Origin of the sequence: Cuneatibacter sp. NSJ-177 (assembly GCF_022867805.1) — a bacterium.
GTDB lineage: Bacteria > Bacillota > Clostridia > Lachnospirales > Lachnospiraceae > Pseudolachnospira.
Window position 1 is genome coordinate 853,347 of the sequence record NZ_JALIFO010000001.1, and the last position, 21,645, is coordinate 874,991.

21 protein-coding genes and 1 pseudogene are annotated in these 21,645 nt (G+C 44.8%); 21 read left to right on the forward strand and 1 reads right to left on the reverse strand.

Going from position 1 to position 21,645, the window contains the following annotated elements; all coding sequences use genetic code 11:
- The first annotated feature begins 49 nt into the window (after nt 1-49).
- The gene (locus MUB23_RS03860) at nt 50-1,240 is read left to right on the forward strand and encodes a M20 metallopeptidase family protein (RefSeq protein WP_244798974.1); all 1,191 of its coding nucleotides are present in this window, start codon (nt 50-52) and stop codon (nt 1,238-1,240) included.
- Nucleotides 1,241-1,344: 104 nt separating this feature from the next.
- On the opposite strand, the gene MUB23_RS03865 is transcribed toward MUB23_RS03860, so the two are convergent.
- Nucleotides 1,345-2,805: a GntR family transcriptional regulator gene (locus tag MUB23_RS03865; protein WP_244798975.1), complete on the reverse strand. Its 1,461-nt coding sequence runs from the start codon at nt 2,803-2,805 to the stop codon at nt 1,345-1,347.
- Between the two features lie 291 nt (nt 2,806-3,096).
- On the opposite strand from MUB23_RS03865, the gene MUB23_RS03870 reads away from it, so the two are divergent.
- The 20 genes and pseudogenes from MUB23_RS03870 to MUB23_RS03965 all read left to right on the forward strand — a co-directional run bounded on the left by MUB23_RS03870 (nt 3,097) and on the right by MUB23_RS03965 (nt 21,369).
- Nucleotides 3,097-4,725, forward strand: coding sequence for an HD domain-containing phosphohydrolase (locus MUB23_RS03870; RefSeq protein WP_244798977.1), 1,629 nt, complete (start codon nt 3,097-3,099; stop codon nt 4,723-4,725).
- A 98-nt stretch (nt 4,726-4,823) separates the two neighbouring features.
- Nucleotides 4,824-5,162, forward strand: coding sequence for a hypothetical protein (locus MUB23_RS03875; protein ID WP_244798978.1), 339 nt, complete (start codon nt 4,824-4,826; stop codon nt 5,160-5,162).
- 16 nt (nt 5,163-5,178) lie between these two features.
- Nucleotides 5,179-6,444, forward strand: a complete 1,266-nt coding sequence (locus tag MUB23_RS03880; protein WP_244798980.1) for an ABC transporter substrate-binding protein — start codon at nt 5,179-5,181, stop codon at nt 6,442-6,444.
- A gap of 18 nt (nt 6,445-6,462) precedes the next feature.
- On the forward strand, nt 6,463-9,381 hold the full coding sequence (locus tag MUB23_RS03885; protein ID WP_244798982.1) for a response regulator: 2,919 nt from the start codon (nt 6,463-6,465) through the stop codon (nt 9,379-9,381).
- 18 nt (nt 9,382-9,399) lie between these two features.
- Nucleotides 9,400-9,669, forward strand: a complete 270-nt coding sequence (locus MUB23_RS03890; protein ID WP_244798983.1) for an Hpt domain-containing protein — start codon at nt 9,400-9,402, stop codon at nt 9,667-9,669.
- Nucleotides 9,626-9,880, forward strand: coding sequence for a DUF3781 domain-containing protein (locus tag MUB23_RS20085; protein WP_330641772.1), 255 nt, complete (start codon nt 9,626-9,628; stop codon nt 9,878-9,880). Before MUB23_RS03890 ends, MUB23_RS20085 begins: the two co-directional genes overlap by 44 nt.
- The gene (locus MUB23_RS03900; RefSeq protein ID WP_244798984.1) at nt 9,855-10,580 is read left to right on the forward strand and encodes a DUF4304 domain-containing protein; all 726 of its coding nucleotides are present in this window, start codon (nt 9,855-9,857) and stop codon (nt 10,578-10,580) included. Before MUB23_RS20085 ends, MUB23_RS03900 begins: the two co-directional genes overlap by 26 nt.
- A 205-nt stretch (nt 10,581-10,785) precedes the next feature.
- A complete protein-coding gene (locus MUB23_RS03905; RefSeq protein WP_244798986.1) occupies nt 10,786-10,941 on the forward strand; it encodes a hypothetical protein in 156 nt (51 codons plus the stop codon).
- 59 nt (nt 10,942-11,000) lie between these two features.
- Nucleotides 11,001-11,624, forward strand: coding sequence for a M15 family metallopeptidase (locus MUB23_RS03910; RefSeq protein ID WP_244798987.1), 624 nt, complete (start codon nt 11,001-11,003; stop codon nt 11,622-11,624).
- A gap of 286 nt (nt 11,625-11,910) precedes the next feature.
- Nucleotides 11,911-12,315 (forward strand): helix-turn-helix transcriptional regulator, encoded by a 405-nt coding sequence (locus MUB23_RS03915; protein ID WP_244798989.1) that lies wholly within the window; start codon nt 11,911-11,913, stop codon nt 12,313-12,315.
- Between the two features lie 14 nt (nt 12,316-12,329).
- Nucleotides 12,330-13,259: a HipA domain-containing protein gene (locus MUB23_RS03920; RefSeq protein ID WP_244798992.1), complete on the forward strand. Its 930-nt coding sequence runs from the start codon at nt 12,330-12,332 to the stop codon at nt 13,257-13,259.
- A 263-nt stretch (nt 13,260-13,522) separates the two neighbouring features.
- Nucleotides 13,523-14,074, forward strand: a complete 552-nt coding sequence (locus MUB23_RS03925; protein WP_244798993.1) for a prealbumin-like fold domain-containing protein — start codon at nt 13,523-13,525, stop codon at nt 14,072-14,074.
- A 103-nt stretch (nt 14,075-14,177) separates the two neighbouring features.
- Nucleotides 14,178-14,990, forward strand: a complete 813-nt coding sequence (locus tag MUB23_RS03930) for a class C sortase (protein ID WP_244798994.1) — start codon at nt 14,178-14,180, stop codon at nt 14,988-14,990.
- Nucleotides 14,991-15,004: 14 nt separating this feature from the next.
- Nucleotides 15,005-15,679 carry a pilin N-terminal domain-containing protein gene (locus tag MUB23_RS03935; protein ID WP_244798996.1) on the forward strand — a complete coding sequence of 225 codons (675 nt, stop codon included), beginning with the start codon at nt 15,005-15,007 and terminating at the stop codon, nt 15,677-15,679.
- Nucleotides 15,669-16,274 (forward strand): sortase, encoded by a 606-nt coding sequence (locus tag MUB23_RS03940; protein ID WP_244798998.1) that lies wholly within the window; start codon nt 15,669-15,671, stop codon nt 16,272-16,274. The genes MUB23_RS03935 and MUB23_RS03940 overlap by 11 nt, the downstream gene beginning before the upstream one ends.
- 151 nt (nt 16,275-16,425) lie before the next feature.
- Nucleotides 16,426-16,737: pseudogene (locus MUB23_RS03945) on the forward strand (ABC transporter ATP-binding protein); the annotation flags it as partial.
- A 13-nt stretch (nt 16,738-16,750) separates the two neighbouring features.
- Nucleotides 16,751-16,951: a helix-turn-helix transcriptional regulator gene (locus tag MUB23_RS03950; protein WP_280515616.1), complete on the forward strand. Its 201-nt coding sequence runs from the start codon at nt 16,751-16,753 to the stop codon at nt 16,949-16,951.
- An 89-nt stretch (nt 16,952-17,040) separates the two neighbouring features.
- A complete protein-coding gene (locus MUB23_RS03955; protein ID WP_016295742.1) occupies nt 17,041-17,652 on the forward strand; it encodes a TetR/AcrR family transcriptional regulator in 612 nt (203 codons plus the stop codon).
- Entirely contained in the window at nt 17,649-20,216 is a 2,568-nt protein-coding gene (locus tag MUB23_RS03960) for a PEP/pyruvate-binding domain-containing protein (protein WP_244799001.1), read from the forward strand. Before MUB23_RS03955 ends, MUB23_RS03960 begins: the two co-directional genes overlap by 4 nt.
- Nucleotides 20,209-21,369, forward strand: a complete 1,161-nt coding sequence (locus MUB23_RS03965; RefSeq protein ID WP_244799033.1) for an MFS transporter — start codon at nt 20,209-20,211, stop codon at nt 21,367-21,369. Before MUB23_RS03960 ends, MUB23_RS03965 begins: the two co-directional genes overlap by 8 nt.
- Nucleotides 21,370-21,645 lie beyond the last annotated feature (276 nt).

Genomic DNA, 21,645 nt, shown 5'->3' on the forward strand with positions numbered 1-21,645 from the left:
ATTAATATGGAGAAGAGCTGGGAGAATAATATAATGGAAAGGAATTGCTATGAATGAAATCTATCAGCAAGCAAAATTATTACAGCCAGAGTTGGTAAAAATCAGAAGAGAAATACATCAAAATGCTGAGGTTGGGATACAGCTGCAATATACCAAAGCATTTGTGAAAGAGAAGCTAATTGCGTATGGATATAAACCCCAGGACATTGCCAATAGCTCAATTGTGGCAACAATCAGCGGCGAACTCCCTGGTAAAACTATGCTGCTTAGAGCAGATATGGACGGCTTAGCCATTAAGGAAGAAACTGATTTAGAATTTAAAAGTGTAAACGGTGCTATGCATGGCTGTGGTCATGATATGCATACCGCCATGCTGTTAGGTGCTGCAAAATTGCTTAAAAAGTATCAAAACCGGCTTCAAGGAAAAGTAAAATTATTATTTCAGGAGGATGAAGAAGGTTTTACCGGGGCGAAGGCTGTGATTCAGGGAGGTGTTTTGGAAAATCCAAAGGTAGATGCAGCCATGGCGCTTCATGTAAACTCTGGTACGCCGAGCAATATGGTGCTGTGTGGTCTTGGCCATTTCATGGCTGGCTGCACTTTGTTTCGCATTGAAGTAAGAGGCGTGGGCTGTCACGGAGCGATGCCTGAAAATGGGGTTGACCCAATTAATATTGCGGCACATATTTACCTGTCGTTACAGGAAATTGCAGCGAGAGAAGTGGCGGCGCAAGACCCTTGTGTATTAACGATTGGTAAATTTGCCGGTGGACAAACTCCCAATATTATTCCTGAAAAAGTCGTTTTAGAGGGAACAATCCGTTACAAAAACAAAGAAACAGGGGATAGAATTTTTGAAAGAATTCAAGAAATTTCAAAACTGTGTGCCCAATCCTTCAGAGGAAGGGCAGTTGTAACGGAATTATCCAGTGCGCCGCCTCTGATAAACAACGATGAGATGATCTATGAGTTTTGCGATTACATTAAGCAATTCATTGCCCCTCAGCAAGTCAGGATATTGCCTCAGGGAGGTATGGGCAGCGAGGACTTTGCTTCCTTTAGCTATCAGGTGCCCATTGCCTATTTATTATTAGGCGCCGGTACCAACCAGGAAAATGAAGCGTATGGTAAACCCATGCATAATCAAGGCGTTGTGTTTAATGAAGATATATTGTCCCTTGGGAGTTCGATACTCACGATATGTGCTATGAATTGGTTGAGCAAACATCGAGATGATTAAGATTTATTCCGCTCAGCGACAATCTGACAGGCAGAACGGCAAACACCGTCAGAAAAATAGTTGGAATGTGTGTGTTTATTTTCCACATCCCAACTGATTGTCACTTATTTTAAGGAATCTCTGTCAGGGACCTGTACAGATAAAGCCTCGGTAAAATGGTGTTTCTCAACCATATATGCCTGGACAGAAGTTAAAATCAGACGGTAAGAGTCGGCTAGACACTCGGCAAACTCAGCGTTGTTTCCTGAACGCAGACAGTGATATGCTTTACGGGTGATTTTATTAAGCTGTCCGATTGCATCGGCTCCCTGCGGGTAAAATGCGAAATAGAAACCCCATTCTGTGACTTGGCTGGTTTCCTGCCAAATGGTTTGCAACGGTACTAAGGTCAGTCGTTTAAAAATCATCTGAAACAGATTTGCGAGCGCTATTCCTGGCTTCTTGTTCTGGGCAGCCAATGCTTTCAGGTCATCCTCGCTAAAATGAGGTGCAGTGTAGGCTGCGACTGGGTAGGACAGCAGTACCATGAGCTGCAGCGAATAGAGATATGTTAGGGCGTCCCGCTTCGTAGTAATATCCAGAAGCGCCTGTTCGGTGTTAAGCTGGTCGGGAGTCAGAACCATCGTACCTTTGCCGTTTAAGGTTTTTGTGTAGCCTCTGCGTTCCAACAAAGTTAATGCCTTTCTGACTGTATAGGCAGACACGCCATACTGCTTGGCCAGCTCAGCTTCATAAGGTAAATAAGTTCCGGACGAATAGACGCTTGTTCCTATCTTTCGCGTCAAATCGCGGACAATGCGGGTATAGTAGTAATCCTTCCCTCTGAGGGGATTCCATTCAAATGAAACCGGCACCTGGGCAGGCGCCTGGGTAACGCTGTCTGACATCTGGGTGAAAATTCCCTTAATAATGGCGGACATGTCTTGGTAAAGTGCTTTTAAATGATGATACTGTTCAACTGGATCGCGTTCTGATAATACATCAATGATGGATTGGGGATCAAAAGCCGGCCTCTGGCCCATGATATCCTGGGAAAAACTACATTTTTCTAAAAAGTACGCAAAATTCCCCTGAAGTTCAAAGGCTGTGTGCAGATCACATAACAGAGGGTTGTGGGTGGCGCCTAAAATATCCCTCGTCAGTGCAATCAGAGCCTTCCAACTCTCAGAACAGATACCCTGCTGCACCGCTCTTTGAGCCTGCCGATAGTGGGGCATGGACTCAATTGAACATTTATGCGCAGCGAATACAAGCAGATAGGGCAATAACCGTCCATATGTTTCATACACCTGTAAGATAGAATCCCGCTGCGCTAACATCGTAGATATTCCAGGGCCTGCCAGACTGTTGGGAAGAACTACGGGAGCCTGCCGGATCCGGATGTCGATCAGTTTTTCCGCCTTTAGGGTATCTAATACCCGCGTAATGGTCGCAATTCCCACATTGTATTCTTCACATAGATTTCTGGAAGAGGGGAGTTTGCTGTCGGGCTGGAATTGCCCTGAAGCAATACGTTTTTTTAAATCTTCATATACATAAGAAAAACGAGTTTCCTGTCGTTTCATAATATAAATGCCCTTTCTCAAGCTCAAACACATATTGTTTATATTATACTACATAATTCCGAAGAGTGGCAATGGAACTTAAAACAGAGGGGTATGTAGTTGAGTTATTACAAGTATTTCTTCTTGTGTATGACAGGACATAATGATAAAATAAAAAACAAACCATTGTCAAATTAGAAAAGAATAGTGCGGCCGAATAGGCCGTAAAATTTTCCTATAACCTATTTGCAAAGGTTAGCAGAATGGTACTGAGAAAGATAATAAGATTAATAAATTCACTGGAGTGATGGTATGTTGAAAGTCGGCCCCAAATTGAAGGTTTTAATTGTAGACGATTCTGAATTGAATCGAGAGATGCTGGGCTCTATGCTTGGAAACGAATATGAGATCTTGGAAGCAGAGGATGGAGCGCAGGCCGTTGAAATATTGCGTGAACACGTAACTGAACTTTCTCTTATCCTATTGGATGTTCAGATGCCGCATGTGAATGGGCTGGATGTATTGAAACATATGAACCAGTTTCATTGGATTGATGTAATTCCGGTCATCATGATTTCCAGTGAAACTGCGCCCAAATTTATAGAACGTGCGTATGATCTTGGAGCGACGGACTATATTGCCCGACCATATAACACGATAATAGTACGCCGTCGTGTAGCCAATGTAATTTTATCTTTCGCAAAGCAGCGGCAGTTAATGGAGATCATTACCCAACAGATTAGTAAAAAAGAGAAGGATAATCGGCTGATGCTCTCCATTCTGTCTCATATCGTGGAATTCCGCAATGGAGAAAGTGGCCTTCATGTTTTACATATCAATATCATTACAGACCTTCTGATGCGGCAGTACAGGTTGAAAATCGGCAACAATAAAATCACAAATGAAGATATTTCTCTGGTCAGTATGGCTTCAGCACTGCACGATATCGGCAAGATCGCCATTCCCGAGGAGATTCTCAATAAGCCTGGCCGCCTTACAGCAGAGGAATTCCAGATTATGAAGGGCCATTCTATGGCAGGTGCAGAGATACTTATGGACCTGCCCATCGACCGGAACGAGCCTTTGCTGAAAACAGCATATGAAATCTGCCGGTGGCACCATGAGCGCTATGATGGCAGCGGCTATCCGGATGGACTGAAGGGGGATGCGATTCCGCTCTCAGCGCAGGTGGTCGCTTTGGCGGATGTTTATGATGCACTCACCAGTGAACGGTGTTACAAGTCGGCGTATTCCCATGACACAGCAATAAAAATGATTTTTGACGGACAATGCGGAGCGTTCCATCCTTTGCTGTTGGAATGTTTGCGGGACATTGGAAACACGCTTGAACAGGTGCTGAAGTCCAAAGATACATTTGAGGTTGAGAACACAATAAAAGAAACCAGCCATATTGCGGAACAGCTAAACCGCTATGGCCTGGGCGACTCCGAACATATGCTGCACCAACGGTCCTACGAGCAGCAGCATTTTCGTTTTCTATCCGATATGTCAAGCAAAGGAAGCCTGACTAAATTAAAGTTTATAGATAAGTGTATCTATCATGTTCGGGCGACTTATGTGGAGGTTGACGGTAGTCCATACTCACTTGAGCTCATTGATAAGATTACCGAGGAAACATTGCTTGGCGGACATGGAAAAGAGGACGTGATTAAGTATATTACAGCTCATAACCGTAGACTTTATGAGGATATCCTGACTGGGGCTTATAATCGGCGCTACTATGAGGAGCAGCTACGTGACATGTGTCATGTTTCTGCAGTAGCAATGCTGGATATGGATGATTTCAAGGCTGTTAATGATACATACGGCCATCCGGTTGGGGATCTGGCACTGAAGCAAATTGTCTCCGCAATAAAAAACAGCGTAAGAAAAACGGACTTGGTTATTCGATTAGGCGGCGATGAGTTAAATGTGAGGTGATTTATGAAGATGATGCTTGGCAAAATGACACATGGTAAGATGTGGTGGAGATTGCTGGCCGTTTTTTCTCTTGCAGTCATTGTGTGTATGGGGATGAAATGAAGATTCAGGTGGCAAAGGATTTCTTGAAATACATTTACGAAGACGAAGAACTGATGGATATTTCGGCAGGAAACATACCCGAGAGTAAGCGGGTGGCTGAAAAATATGCCGATGAGATCGTCATGCTGCGCCAGTTTTCTGAAAATGTCGATAACGTCATCGACTTTATGAATTCCAGTCCCAACTGGCAAGGACAGGATAATTCCGTTCGCAGTGTGTGTTGGCCCCATATCCATAAGTTATTGGCAGGCAATACGACACCGGAAGAATGTGCTGCTAACCTGAATCGGGACTGTAATGCTGCTATCGAGGTGGAGATTTCCTTGCACGATTGAAAGAAAGGACAAGCACATGAAGCTGTATAAAATTATACTATCCACTTTTTTTGTATTAACATTGATGTCGGGCTGCAGTCATCGTTCCAATGAAATCATGCTCATTGAAAACGAACCGCTTGCGGAACAGGAGCATATATTTCTTTCTGTTTATGGATATAAAGCAGATGCACATAATCTGACAGCCATTGAAAGCATATTGAACCGGTATATGGAGCAGAACCCTGAAGTTATCGTGACCTACGAAGGCGTGAAAGGGATAGACTACTGGAATGCCTTTGAAAGAAGGGTACAGGCCAATGGACTTGACGATGTATTTATGGTGGATCATGACCGGGAGATCGAATTGGCGGAACAGGGAAAGCTGGCGGATTTATCTGGGCTGCCTACGATTGAAAAGTATCAGAACATGATAAAAGAGCAGTTTATCAGGGAAGACGGATCAGCCTATTTCCTGCCGACGTGTATCTCTGCTTATGGATTGTATATCAATTACGATTTGCTGGAGAAACATGGGCAAAAAGTTCCGGAAAAATGGTCAGAGTTCATGGAGGTGTGTCAGTATTTTGCGGGTAAGGGGATCACACCTATTGTTGCAAATAACTATGCTTCCCTCAGAAACCTGATTGTCGGTGAATCGCTATACTCGGTTTATCAGAAGGATTCCGCTGCGGCAATCGAAGCATTCAATCATGCCCCGGCAGAACTGGTAAATACACTGCGTCCGGGAATTGAGATGGTTGAGGAAATGATTGACCGTAAATGGATCGACTGCGAGGAGGTTTCAGCGACAAACCAGGCTTCTGATGACCTTAGATTGTTTGCTGGCGGTGACCGGCCATTTATGATTACCGGGAACTGGGCGACTTCCAGAGTAGCCGATATGGAGCCAGGCTTTTCCTATGGCGTACATCCTTTTCCCATACTGGATGATGGCAGTGTGCTTGTAATTGAGGCGAACACCTGCATCAGCGTTAATGCCGGCAGTGAACACATAGAGGAGGTCATGGAGCTTGTTGAATGTATTACCCAACCGGATTCAATCTGGGAATACTGCGATAGCCAAAACTCCTATACACCGCTGAAAGATGACAGAGTGCCCACTGAACAAACAATTCTTCCCGCTTCTGAGTGTTTAGAAAGCGGCCGGATTGTGATTGGTTCTGATTATAGGCTGAGTCTGCCGTTGGACAATTCCCTGTCTGAAATAACAAAGCAGATGTTAAATGGCATGTCTTCAGATGAGGCTGTTGCCTTATTGAATCAACTTTTGGCACAGTAGTTCCTGGAGGAGATCGAAATGAGAATAAAACGAATCGGGGTAAATTGTCTGGTCGTAATCATTCTTAGCAGCATTCTTTTAGGCTGTTATTCTTATATAAAAAGCGTCAAGACTTCCCTGTGGATGCAGAATGCGGAACAAACTCTGGAGATTACAAGTCAGGGCGGCCACGCATTTGAGACGTATATTACAATTGAACAGGATCGGGTACATAGTTTAGCAAATAAGATGTCGGAAATCGAATCGCATGAAGACGGCAAAATATTAAATAATCTGAACCTGCTGGGCGGCGAAACATCCAATTATACCGTTGTTGATCTGGATAAGGGAATTTTCTACTCTAACCGTCTTGATGAGCGGCGTTTGCTGAGTATGGAGGAACTGGAATTCTATCGTACCTTTTCCGGTAAGGGCATCAGAGAAAACTATCTGAATCTCTACGATGGACAAAATACCATGGGAGTTTATGAATGTTTTTTGTTTGCCGACGGAGCCCACGGGTTAATGCAAAAGGGAGAGAGGGTTTCTGCGCTTTCAAAGGAATTCTCCATATCCTTTTATAATGAAAGCGGTTTTTCCTATATCACCAATCAGGATGGGGATGTTTTGATCCGTCCATACCATAAAAACAGTAACCGAACATTTTCTAATCTCTTTGATGTGATCGCGGAAGAAAATGATGAGGAAAATCTTCGGACTTTCAAGGAAAGTTTGGCAAATGGTCATTCTGGTGTCATCCAATTTTCCTTCAATGGAGCAGAGAACATTGTCACTTTTTCTCCGATAAAAGTCATGGATGGCTGGTATATCATTTCCGTGATCCCAAGCAGCGTCATCATGGAATATACCGACTACATCCTGCAGTCATCCCAGATATTTATTTTTGCGGTTTTTATCGTGTTTCTTATTGGTCTTATATTCCTGCTTTTTGAACGACAGAGCCGAAAGCGCATTGAAAAGAAAGAACAGGATATCCAATACCGTGAACAGTTATTCAGCATTCTTTCGGAATATATAGACGACGTGTTTTTGATGTTAAACAGCGAGTCTTATGTAGTAGAGTATGTGACGCCCAATGTAAACCGTGTGCTCGGTATTTCTCCGGATGCGGTGGCAGCGAGTCTTGAATCTTTAGGAAAGGCCACATACACTGAGGAAAAAACCATTTCCTATTCGGATTTGGCTTTGATGAAACCGGGTCAGGCTATCATTATGGAAAGTGAGCGGACTCATCGGAATACAGGTGAAAAACGGTGGTTTTACGAAACAGTATATCGGGTGGGTGAAGGTCAATCAGACAAATTTATCGTTGTGCTGTCAGACAGAACCAAGGAACGGCAGAACAAGTTTGCGCTGGAAACGGCATTGAACGCGGCGAATGCTGCCAATAAGGCCAAGAGCACGTTCCTAAATAATATCAGTCACGATATCCGGACGCCAATGAATGCAATCGTGGGGCTTACCGTATTGTTGAATCACGATGCCGGCGACCCGGAGCGGGTAAAAGAATATACGCGAAAGATTACGGCGTCCAGCCAGTACCTTCTGGGGCTGATCAATGATGTGCTGGATATGAGCAAGATTGAGAGTGGGAAAACCACGTTGAATGTCACGGAGATCAATCTGGCAGAACTCATAGACGAGCTGGGGACCATGATCCGGCCGCAGACAAAAGCAAAGCAGCAGGAATTTGAGCTTTTTCTGGCAGATGTAACAATGGAGCATTTAATCGGCGACAGGATGCGAATCAACCAGGTGCTGATCAATATCCTGTCCAATGCGGTCAAATATACCCCAGTCGGCGGCAGAATCCAACTAACCGTCACCCAGCTTCCTCAAAAAACAAAAGATTTTGTCCGGCTGCGGTTTGAGGTTCAGGATAACGGCATTGGCATGTCGGAAGAGTTCTTACATGTTATTTTTGAACCCTTTGCCCGTGAAATCAACAGTGTGACAAACCAAATCCAGGGAACCGGACTTGGGATGCCTATTACAAAAAATCTGGTGGAGCTGATGGGCGGAACCATTGATGTGAAGAGCAGGCAGGGCGAAGGAAGTATTTTTACTGTTGATTTGGAGCTGCGCATTCAGGAACAGAATGTGGATGAAAAGTTTTGGGAAAACCACGGGATTACCCGTGTGATGGTGGTGGATGATGATGAAAGCATCTGCATAAATGTAATTCGTGTCATGGAAGACACTGGGGTGTCTGTCCGGTATGCGCTCGGCGGGGATAATGCTATCCGGCAGATTGGAGAAGCTCATCAGGAGGGGATCCGGTTTGACCTTGTGCTCCTGGATTGGAAAATGCCCGGTATGGACGGTATCCAAACGGCAAGAAAAATCAGGGCCATGCTGCCGGAACATATTCCAATCCTCCTTCTTACGGCATACGAATGGGATGAGATTGAGGAAGAAGCTCTTGCGGCGGGCATTGATGGATTCCTGGCAAAACCGTTTTTCCTGACCAGTTTTAAGCAGGCCATTGTAACGGTTCAGGCAAAGGAGCAAAAATTGCCGGGGTCAGAGGATTCGGATCATATACTGGCAGGCATAACAATACTTGCTGCTGAAGATAATGAGCTGAACGCAGAGATATTGCTGGAACTGCTGAATATGAACAACGTAACGTGTGATCTTGTCAGCAACGGCCAGGAACTGGTGGAAGCATTCGAGAAATCCGAACCGGGTCAGTATGATTTGATTTTGACCGATATCCAGATGCCTGTCATGGATGGCTATGATGCGGCCAGAGCCATCCGTGCCGGCAGCCATACCCGTGGAAAGGTGATTCCGATAGTTGCAATGACGGCCAATGCGTTTGCAGAGGATGTCAAGGAAGCAATGGATGCCGGAATGGACGCCCATGTGGCGAAGCCGATTGACATGAAGAACCTGGAAGCGGTGATCACAGAACTTGTAAAAAAGAAACATTAGTAGGATACGGAGGTATTTATGAGTCTGAAGGAATGTTATGTAAAGCTGGGCGGAGATTATGAAGAAGTATTGGCCCGGCTATTCAGTGAAGATATGGTAAGGCGATTTTTAAAGAAGTTTTTAAGCGATGGAACCTACCGTCTCTTGTTAGAAAAGCTATCATCGGAGGATTATCCGGAAGCGTTCCGGGCGGGGGAGCGGCCGGAAAACTTGGATGTTTTAATAGCTCAAGTCTGTACCGATTATGAGCAAGCCGCTTCTGCCATTCAGATGCTTACGGGTTGTTGAGTGGTGCAGAAATAGGATATCTTCTGTTGAAGCATCCATATCGAGAAAAGGAAAGAACTGGTATATAGCGGTTGACGGGTGTATCATTACGGTCAGCGCTTATAGCTATACGATCATCACGGCGCATAGGTACAGGAACAGCAAAGATAGCAATAAAGAACTGACAGAAAGAGCGGTACAAGAATATGACTTCACGAGAAAAGAAAAATAAAGTAATTCAACAAGTTATCAAACCGGCGCTCAAAGAAGCAGGTTTTCACAGCCTTCGGGGAACACAGGCTTTTTCCATTCATAAGGAAGCCTGCACAATCGCCGTAAATATTCAAAGCTCCCAATTTAACAGCAAAGCTACCGGGTTTTCCTTTTGGCTGAATATCGTAGTAGATACGCCTGACCTTTCAGATGAACAACTGCAAGATGTTACTTTTTTCAAATCTTTTACGGAAGCTTGCTTTTTGCCGCATCAAGGCAGGTTACACCCGCTCCGTGATATACGGGGTTATGTCATTGACGGTTATAAAAACTACAAGCCGATGGATACCCCTTATGAGGAGATTCAAGCCATCATTGCAAATGATATGCAGCAGTATATCATTCCGGGGCTATCCCAGATTGACAGCATAGCAGATTATCAAGAATGCGTTGCGCTGTGGCAAGAAGAATCAAAAAGTCAGTTTGTACGTCTGATAGATTACTTTTCGGAAGCGCATATGCTGACATTACCGTTTCAAAAAGATACTTGGATTGGCACCGTAAATATGAAAGAGCTCGTTGAGAAGAAAAAGACACTATGCCTTACCACAGATGAAATCATGCAAAATAAATCAATTTATTGCAAAGTGCGTGAATTATCGACGCATCCGCAAGAGGACACATGGCCGTTGATTTGCATGACGCTCTCTGCAGAATAAGATGGTTTGAAATGTGCGGAACTTTCTTTGAGAAGGAGGAGCAAACATTGAAGAAGTTTTTATGGGGGCCTTTTCAAAATATTTGGATTACCGGCAGGCAAACCTCCCGGCGTTATTACATCTGATTGACCGTGCGGTGGATCTGCATAATTTGGCTGACATCAATGTTTTTGCCTTTTTTGCGGGAATGGTATCAAGCTACTAAATGTTTTATGTAGATATCAGTTCGGAACTTGAGCTTTTAATGCTGGTGATTGGCGTGATTGCTTTGCGCAGATCTATTAAGGAAACAGCAGGTATGATAGGAGCAGGGGCAGTTTTTGCCATTATCATGAAAGCTGATATACCGTTCCCTGTATAAGACATCGAAGAAAGCACAGAAGGAACGCACGGGCTGTTTTTGGTATAGCAGTCCTTCTTGTGGCCAGCCTTCTTGCAATAATTGTGGCAACGCTCAATCAGTCAATCAGTGATAGCCTGGATGTTCCATCTGATTGGAACTTGCTTTTAGTTAATCCTTGGAATCCCCTGCCAGAAGGCTATGAGATAACTTTAACACAGCTGCAAAACGGACTTTCCGTGGATGAGCGTTGTTACCCTGATTTGCAGGATATGATGGATGATTGCAGAGCGGCTGACCTTCAGCCTGTAATTTGTTCCGACTACCGCTCTCAGGAAACACAACAGAGGTTGTTTAACAACCAACACAACAGATTGATTGTCCAGGGCTATTCTGAAGAGAATGCCAGAACCGAGGCCGGGAAAGTTGTTGCAGTTCCCGGTACCAGTGAACATCAGCTGGGACTTGCTGTGGACATTGTGGATATTGAAAATCAGATTCTTGACGAAGATCAGGAAAAGACCGCCGTACAGAAATGGTTAATGGAAAATAGTTGGAGAAATGGCTTCATCCTGCGCTACCCAAATGACAAAAGCAATATTACCGGAATCATTTATGAGCCGTGGCATTATCGTTATGTAGGGAAAGAGGCGGCGAAAGAAATATATGATTTGGATGTCTGTCTGGAGGAATATTTGCACTGATTTCGTCACGGACTTTATAATAGATTCCCTTTGAGTATGCCATGATAGAAGGAGTCGGATACAGACTTGCAAAGCTGCACCCGACTTTTCTTGTTCTCTCTAGGCCGAGAATGCTCTGACCTGAGTCGCATTTCTATTGATTTCTTATGGTTTATCGTTGATGAACCTTACCCACAGCGTAGCAAGGGGAGCGAGATAAATACGGGTTTTGGGTTAAGTTTCATGTAGTCCTCTTGACATTATTTCGGCATACCGATATAATAATAGCAGAGAGGATGTGACAGGAATGATGATCGAGAGTTTGCTGAAAAAGCGAAACATGACAAAATACCGATTAGCCGTAGATGCGGGGATCCCTCACGCTACGCTCAACGATATATGCAGCGGTAAGACAAAGCTTGAAAAATGCTCCGCAGAAACGGTGTATAAGCTGGCAAAGGCGCTTGGTGTATCGATGGAGCTTCTGACTTCCGAAGGAATCCATCAGGCGGAAAAGGAACGCTCTTATGAATACGGGCTGCCCGGATATCTGCAGCATGATCTGGACGCATACAAGGACGGGTTGAAAAACAAATCTCCGCTGCTCGACTGCCTGTGGGGAGAACTCTATGGCAGTATCAATATTGCTGAGATTAACGACGGCGTGATTACAAAGGAACATGCCGATTATCTGAGAGCAAAATATCTTTAAGGAAATGATGACGGATGACTGAAAAAATTAATTTTACAAACTGTCGGGTGGTACCCGGCAGAGCATACAACGGAGCAAACGGAAAGAAGATTGCCGTAGAATATGACGGCACACTGTATATGCTGAAATTCCCACCCTCTGGCAAGAATAAGCCCACCGGGCTTTCCTATACCAATAGCTGTTTCAGCGAGCATATCGCAAGCAGTATCTTCAATCTGATCGGCGTAAAGGCGCATGAAACCATGCTTGGCACCTTTAAGGTTGGCGGCAAGGAGAAGATTGTCTGCGCCTGTAAGGACTTTACAGCAGACGGAAAGAGATTTTTTGATTTCTGTTCCATTAAGAATACGATTCTGGAATCAGATTCAAATGGTACGGGAACAGAGCTTGAAGATATACTTGATACGATTGGAAAGCAGCAGTACGTTTCACCGGAGGTGTTGGAACGGCACTTTTGGGATGTATTTGTTGTAGATGCCTTACTAGGAAACTTTGACCGTCATAACGGAAATTGGGGATTCCTGTTTGATGAAAAAACGGGAGAATCAAGTATAGCACCCATCTACGATTGCGGAAGCTGTCTTTTGCCGCAGGCGGATGAGAAGGTCATGAATGAAGTGCTGTCAAACGAGGATGCGCTGCATTCGAGAGTTTATCTGTATCCGACCTCTGCTATAAAGCAGAACGACAGAAAAATTAACTACCGTGACTTCCTAATGAATGCGGAATATGAAAGCTGCAGTGAGGCAGTCAAACGGATTGTTCGCCGGATTGATATGGAAGTAATTAGTGAATTCATAGATTCCACGCCATTTCTGTCGGATCTGCAAAGAGCCTTTTACAAGCACTATATAAAGGCGAGATACAATCTGATCCTTGTTCCGGCTTTTGATTTGGCAGTCAGTCTCGTACAGGAGCCGAACAAGCCGATAATGGGAATGTAACAATAGAATACTATATCAGAGGACGCTGAAAAATCGGCGTCCTTTTTACTCAAGAAAGTGATATAAGGCCAGCGTTTTGTGTAGCGCTGGCCTATTACATAAGACGGCGAGCCGGATAACCCGGATAAGCCCAAGCCCGGCGATGCGACAGGCGAGACTCCCACGTCTACGACCTATACTTATGTAACCGGCATCGAACTGATCAAGGTCGATCCCAATGGTAACCGCCTGATCGGCGCTGAGAGAAGCTGAATAAGGTCCTGGTGGAAACCGATGTGTTCACTGAGGATGCAAACGGCGAGTATTGGAAGTTAAAGGATGGTTCTTATACCATCCAGGTTCCTGTGACAGATGAAAATGCGGACGGCTACAACGCCGATAAATACGAGAGTACCAGTACAAAATATGCGAAGAGCACGACCACCACAATCAAGACGATCACTGAGGCAGTAAATGCCACCGGAACGGTCGGCGAAGACGGCGTCCTGCGCTTCGACGGTCTGGCTGCAGGCACATATACCATCACTGAGATGAAAGCCCCCGATGGCTATAATCTGCTGGCGGAGCCGATTTCGGTTACTATTACATGGACAGCCCCAGAAACGGGTGAGACGGAGTGTACATGGACCGCTACTGGCGCAAACATCGTTGCTCCCGGTATTGCGCAGCTTGAAATTGAGAACAATACCGGCACTGTGCTGCCATCCACGGGCGGTATCGGCACCACCATCTTCTATGTGATTGGCGGCATCCTGGTAATCGGCGCAGCAATCCTGCTGGTGACAAAGAAGAGATTGTCCGCAGAAAAGGATTAATCATGGAATAAAGTAAACGATAATTTTTTGCACGATTCCTCGCGGGTGGGAGGTTCGGCCTCCTGCCCCAAGGGGGCAAAATGATAACCGCAGGGGGAGTCTCATGAAGAAACATTTTTCAACGATTATTTTAATACTGATATTCTTCGTGGGCCTCTCCGTGCTGTTATACCCAACGGTCAGCAACTGGTGGAACAGCCGGGTACAGACCAAGGCCATTCTGGATTATGAAGAAGCCATTGCAGCAATGAGTGAAAAAGACTATGATAACGAGTTTGCATCAGCAGACGCCTATAATGCCGGGCTTCGGTCGCTGGCCAACCCTCTGACCGGTTACGATAAACTGAGTGGATATGAAGATATTTTGAATATCAATGGGGATGGGGTCATCGGGTACATTACCATTGAACGGATCAATGTGGAGCTGCCTATCTACCATGGGACGTCGGAGGAGATTCTGAATGTAGCGGCCGGCCATCTACGGGGTACTTCCTTCCCTGTGGGTGGAGAGGGAACCCACGCAGTGCTGTCCGCCCACCGAGGCCTGCCCAGCGCCAAGCTGTTTTCCAACTTGGATCAGCTGCAGGAGGGCGATACCTATACGATCAAGATTCTCAACCGCCTTTTGACCTACGAGGTGGATCAGATTCGCATTGTATTGCCGGAGGAAGTGGATGACCTGACCATAACAGATGGCATGGATTATTGTACGCTGCTGACCTGTACTCCTTATGGCATCAATACCCACCGCCTTCTGGTGAGGGGCCACCGGGTGGAAAACGCGAAGAGCGCGGGAACCAATGTCACCATAGACGCGCTGCAAATCGAGCCGTTCTTGATTGCACCCATGATTGCCATACCAATCTTGCTGATCCTTTTCGTGGTTCTTTTGGTAAAAGGACGGCACAGGAAATGAGGAGGAAGTGACCTATGAAGCCCAAAAAATATGTAACGGCTCTTTTTATTGTAGCTGTCCTGCTTTGCACACTCAATGTGACTGCTTTTGCACACGATGTACCAGACTTGACCAAAGAAGGGTCGATTTCGATCACGATGAAATACCAAGGCAAAGCCGTGTCCGGCGGAATGCTGACCCTTTATCGGGTGGGCGATGTTCATGAGGAGGACGGAAACTATGATTTTGTCCTGAACTCCGACTTCGCCGGGAGCGGCGTGGCTCTTTCGGATCTTTCCTCGGCGGAGCTGCCGGACACACTGACACAGTATGCAGAAAAGCAAAAGCTACCGGGAATTACACAGGATATCGGCAGTGACGGAAAGGTATCTTTCCAGAACGTTTCGCCTGGCCTGTATCTGATTGTGCAAAATAAGGCTGCGGAGGGTTACAATAAAGCGGAGTCATTTCTGGTGAGCCTCCCATATATGGAGAACGGAAGCTATGTGTACAACGTGGACGCAAGCCCCAAAGTGGAGTTGGAAAAGGAGCCGGCAAAGCCGGTGACGCCTGGCAAGCCAGATCCATCTCTGCCGCAGACGGGACAGCTCAACTGGCCAATTCCGGTGCTGGTGATTGCGGGTCTGCTTCTGTTCTCTTTCGGCTGGGCATTGCGGTTCCGAAAAAGGAGCACGGGTTATGAGGGCTAAGCTGGGGACAGGATTGATGATCTTAGGGGCAGTGCTGGTTTGTGCAGCGCTGTCTCTTTTTCTCTATAACCGCTGGGAGGACAATACCGCAGGGAACGCAGCGGATAAAATACTCTTCCAACTGCAGGATGTTTTGGAACAGGAGCCGGATATATCTGCAGAACCAGATTCTCTGCCCGATCCTTACGATACGGAAATGACGATAAAGATGATCGACGGTTATGGATATATCGGGTATCTCTCCATCCCGGAGCTGGGGTTGGAGCTGCCGGTCATGTCCGAGTGGGATTACACCAGGATGCGGATTGCACCCTGCCGGTATTCCGGTTCTGCCAAATCCGATGATCTGGTCATTGCGGGCCACAATTATACCCGGCATTTCGGAACGCTCAAAACACTGAACATTGGCAGCCTGGTGGTTTTCACGGACATGGAGGACATTCAAACAGTTTATGAAGTAGCCGTAATTGAGATACTTGGACCTGCGGATGTATTGCCTATGATGGAAAGCGAGTATGACCTGACGCTGTTTACCTGTACGGTGGGCGGAGCAGATCGTGTTACGGTACGCTGCAGTCGAATTACAGTGGAGTGATATTGATTGAAGAGATCCCATGGAAAAAATAAAAGATTGGAATTGGCAATCAATTTAGAAAGTTTACTGCCATTGGAAAGTCGATGAGTACAAGAACGATTATGCGGTTTAGCGCTGCGCATGTGATTGTGACAAGGTGACCTGTCTATAAAAGCAGTTGTATCCGATTTTGGAGATTGTCGGTCTGTCAGAACGTCGTAAGCATACGCCCCGTGAACTGTCCGGTGGCCAGCAGCAGCGTGTGGCCATCGCCCGCGCCCTGATTGCCAATCCTGAGATCCTCTTCGCAGATGAACCCACGGGAAACCTGGACAGCGAGACCGGAGCAGAGATTATGAATCTGTTGTGTGAGATCAATCAGACCATCGGCCAGACGATCATTATGGTAACGCATTCACCGGAAGCGGCAAAAAGCAGCGGCCGCGTGATTACCGTACAGGATGGTGTAATTATAAACAATTAGTTCTTTAGCCGATTTGAATTCCTTTACAGGTTTTAGCAAGTACCATTTTATACGTATGTTTACGAGGGAAAAAGGGATATCCCCCTATCGTTATATAGAATACATTAAAATGACAGAAGCAAAAAAGCTGCTGAAAGCTGGCGAAGCTTTATTAGATATCACCTATCAGCTTGGCTTTAGTAGCCAAAGTCATTTTACCAATTTTTTCAGTTGAAAATTAGACTTGACAAGCGACCATCGGTCGCTATATAATGAAGGTCGAACAAGAAACGACCGATGGTCGCTATGAGGAGGTATCATAATATGCCAAAAGGAATTATGCTTACACCAGAACAACAAGAAGAGCGCCGAGAAGAAATAATCAGTGTTGCTTTGCAGCTCATAGAGAAAAATGGATTCCAAAAAACATCAATGAGGGAAATTGCGATTTTAGCAAACATGGGAAAGTCCAGTCTGTATGATTTTTTCAAAACGAAAGACGAGATTGTTGTATATGCAGTTGAGAAAGAAATAGAAGAAACAATTAAAAAGGTTCATAGGATTATTGCCGATGAATCCTCGCCGGAACAGTGTCTTAGAAAAATCATGCTGAATCATCTTGGAGTACCAAAGCAGTATCGAACGGTGCTGATGTGGTTAAATACAGAATCTGACTATTTAGAAGAAGATTATCGAAAGCGGCTGAAAACTGCGCGTTACACATATCAGGATATTATAAAATCTGTAATTGAAAATGGAGTGGAATCAGGCGTCTTCCGTAAGACGGATGCCGATTTAGTGGCGCGTTTGTTAATTAACTCCATTATATCAATCATTTACACATCCCGACCATCAGCCAGTCCGGAGAAAATGCTTGATGAAACAATGGATATATTTCTACACGGAATTATGAAAGATGGAGGTGAATTATTATGATTTATTATACTCTACCCTTGTTGCATAAACAGGCAACCCTTGAAATGGTCGGTGGAAAAGGTATGTCTTTATCAAAACTTTTGACAGCGGGTATCCCTGTGCCGGAGGGCTTTCATGTTACGACTACTTCATACAAGATTTTTGTTGAAAAGAACCATATTCAGCCTCATATTAATAAGTTGCTGGACGGTATTGACTCTAACAATACCAGCCAGCTTGAAAATGTATCTACGCAGATAGGGATGCTTTTCCATAATGGAGAAATGCCGCAGGAAGTATCAGATGCAATTAAAACCGCATATGCCGAATTGGGAAATATAGCAGTGGCTGTCCGTTCCTCCGCAACCGCCGAGGATTTGCCCGACGCTTCTTTTGCAGGCCAGCAGGAAACCTATCTTAACATACAAGGTGAGAATGAAGTTCTTGACGCTGTAAAGAGGTGCTGGGTTTCCCTATGGACAGCTCGCGCTATTGCTTACCGCGTGAAGAATGGTATAAAGCAGGAAATTGTTGCACTTGCTGTTGTAGTACAAAAGCTTGTGTTTTCCGATGCGTCCGGCGTTATGTTTACGCTAAACCCTATCAATGGCAGACGTAGCGAAATGATTGTTAACGCCGCGTGGGGACTTGGCGAATCGGTGGTTTCTAGCTTAGTCACCCCTGATACAATCGTTGTAGATAAAAATGCTGAACGAATTGTATCGTATGAAGCAGCAAACAAAGAGATTATGACAGTCCGCACCTCAGATGGAACAGAAGAAATCCCAACTCCTGAACAGTTGAGGAAAAAACATGCTCTTACTCGCAATCAAGTTATGCGATTGACACAGCTTGGGAAAAAAATTGAGAAGTATTATGAAATGCCTATGGATGTAGAGTGGGCACTGGAAAAAGATAAGTTGTATATTGTTCAGGCCCGCCCCATTACTGTCCTGCCGCCAGAATGGACGTTACCGGAAAAGGATGTTATATATACAAAAGGCAGTCTGGCGGAACACTTGCCAAATCCTGTTACGCCCTTATTCGCCACACTTGGACTTGAAATAGTCAACCGCGCTTCGGCGCTTTTATGGATAGATATGTTTGGTAAAAGTGCGAAAAAGTTACTGCCAGAAAACGGAGCATATACGATAATTAACGGATATGTTTATCTTTCCGCTAATTCAAAGCCTTTTTTGATTGCTGTCAAATCCCTTTCACCCCGATCTTTACGCCGTGCGCTCACGAACAGTGTTGCACGCTGGGAAACAGCACGAAAAGAATTTGAGGATGTGATTAAACAATGGGAAGAAAAGCCCATGCATATGCTGAATGCTCATCAAATAATGGAGGGGATTCAGACTGTGTTTTATGGAGCGTGTATTTATTTCACGAGGATTCAGCTTACATTGCCAGCCGCTTCTATCAGCGAAACATTATTTACAAAATTTTTTCAGGGAGCGGCCCGCCGTGCTGGTATAACAGACACTTCCGTTCTCTTGCTTGGGTTTGATACGATTGCGCTGCAATCGGAAAAGAACCTGTGGGATCTTTCGGAATGGGCAAAGCAAAATAACACTTTAGGCTTCTATCTGAAAAGCAATCCTGCAACAAAGATAGCAGAAGATTTCAAGTCCTCCATTTTGCCTGCGGAAGTTTCGCAGGAGGTGTGGATAGAGTGGAAAAGCCGAATTAATGCCTATTTCAAAGAGTTTGGCTGTACTGCTTATGAATTTGATTTTGCATATGCCACACCACAGGAGATACTTACGCCAACCTTTGAATCCATAAAAGCATTTTTGGAGGAAAAAGGGGAAAATCCGTATTCGCGCCAAATCGCATTTGAAAAGCGCAGGAAACAAGCCGAAAACGAGATTTTGCAACAGATAGGCGGTCACCGTAAAAAGCTGTTTTTGAAGCTGCTCCATTGGGCACAAAATACTGCCCCCATGCGTGAAAACGCTATTTATTTGATGGGGATGGGGCACCCACTGATTCGCCGCATGTTACAAGAAATTTCTGAACGTCTCTTAACTGGCGGAGCTATTTCACATCTGGACGATATTTACTGGCTCACAAAAACAGAATTGGAAACGCTCATAACACAGCTTGATAAAAATATACCCCTATCTAATCTGAGTGAGGCAATCCCTGCTCGACAAGCGGAGCATGATACATTCCGAGGTTATGTGTCGCCTTCCCAGTTGCCGAAAAAAAACAAAAAAGCCGTATCACATGCAACTCAAATACAGAAAGATGGGAAAATTGTATTGACGGGCATAGGAACCAGCACAGGCGTTGTTACGGCTCCAGCCTGTGTACTGAACAGCCCGGCAGATTTTGAGAAATTCCAGCCGGGAAGTATCCTGATCGCCGTTACCACAACTCCTGCATGGACGCAGTTGTTTGCCTCCGCAAGTGCGATTGTAACAGACATTGGCGGCCCTCTTAGCCATTCAAGCATTGTTGCCCGTGAATATGGTATCCCCGCTGTCATGGCGACACACACAGCCACGAGAAGTATTAAGAATGGACAAATGATAACGGTGGACGGCTCGGAGGGGACGGTGACGATTGATGAATAAAAAGCCTATTTTCGCTTTAAAGCTTGCTACTTTGGTGATTGCGTTAGGATATAGCTTAATTCTTCCGGTCATGCCATTTTACATGGAAAATCTAGGTGCTGGCGGTCGTGAGCTTGGATGGCTCACTGCCGTATATGCTCTGGCACAAACAGTATGCGCACCTTTTTGGGGTGCACTGTCTGACCGAATTGGTAGAAAGCCGATTATCAGCATTGGTATTATAGGATATTCCATCAGTTTGTTCCTGTTCGGTTTGGCTTCATCCTTTTGGACACTATTTATAGCTCGCAGTTTATCGGGTATATTGTCATCTGCTACGTCCGTTGCATCTTTGGCATATGTTGGAGATTCCAGCTCGGAGGAAGAAAGAAGCAAGAATATGAGTCAACTTGGAGCTTCAATGAGCGTTGGCGTAATGATGGGACCATTATTGGGAGGCATTCTTGCAGGCTATTCGCTTGCGCTCCCATTTTTTACAGGGGCTGGCATTTCATTTATTGCCTTTCTGCTAATTCTAACACTTTTGCCAGAGTCAATTGAGCGTTCAGGACAGACGGAAAAAAGAAAACCCTTTGATTTTTCAGACCTGAAAAGTATAATTTTTGGCTCAGCAGGAATGGTTTTGATACTTATTTTCGTCGTGAATTTCTGTCAAACAGGCTTGCAAGGAATTACGGGGCTGTATGTCGTAGATAAGTTTGGATTTTCCACTAAGCAAGTTGGTGTTATTTGGATGGCTCTAGCAGGTATTTTGATTGTAGTACAAGGCTTTTTGACTGGTCCTTTAGCAAAAAAAATTGGTGAGAAGCGACTAATACTGATAGGTATGTTTTGCAAAGCCTTAGTAGCGTTTGCCATGGTATTGACAACTGGGTTTGTTAGTGTGTTGGTGGTTTTTGGCTTATTTGCGGTATCTTCTGCTATTACAGTACCCACATTAAACGCAACCCTTTCAAAAACTGACAATCAGCATAAAGGAACACTGATGGGATTTGCCAGTACCGCCGGAAATCTTAGCAAAGTTATTGCTCCTTTATTAACTGGGTATCTGTATGAAAGCAATATTGAATTACCATATATAACCACGGGAGGGATAGCCTTAATCGGAGTGGTTATCTGCTATATCTGGATAAAAAATCTAAAGAACAAATGATGGAAGAGGACGTTTATATGGAGGTTATACACAGTAACTAATCTGGTATAGAAATTCAATTGAGGCTTTTCTGCTTTATTAAAGTCTTGCTACTACTTAAACCTATAATATCCTTAATTCATTATGATAAATTCCAATTCAACAGTTTTGATACATAAGGAGCATTCCTGTTAAGTAACAAATGACAGGTTTGCAAAAAAAGAGTGACTCCCATAGAATAATGATTGTTAACTTGCCGGTTAATAAAAATCATTGTTCAAAGGAGACACCCTCAAA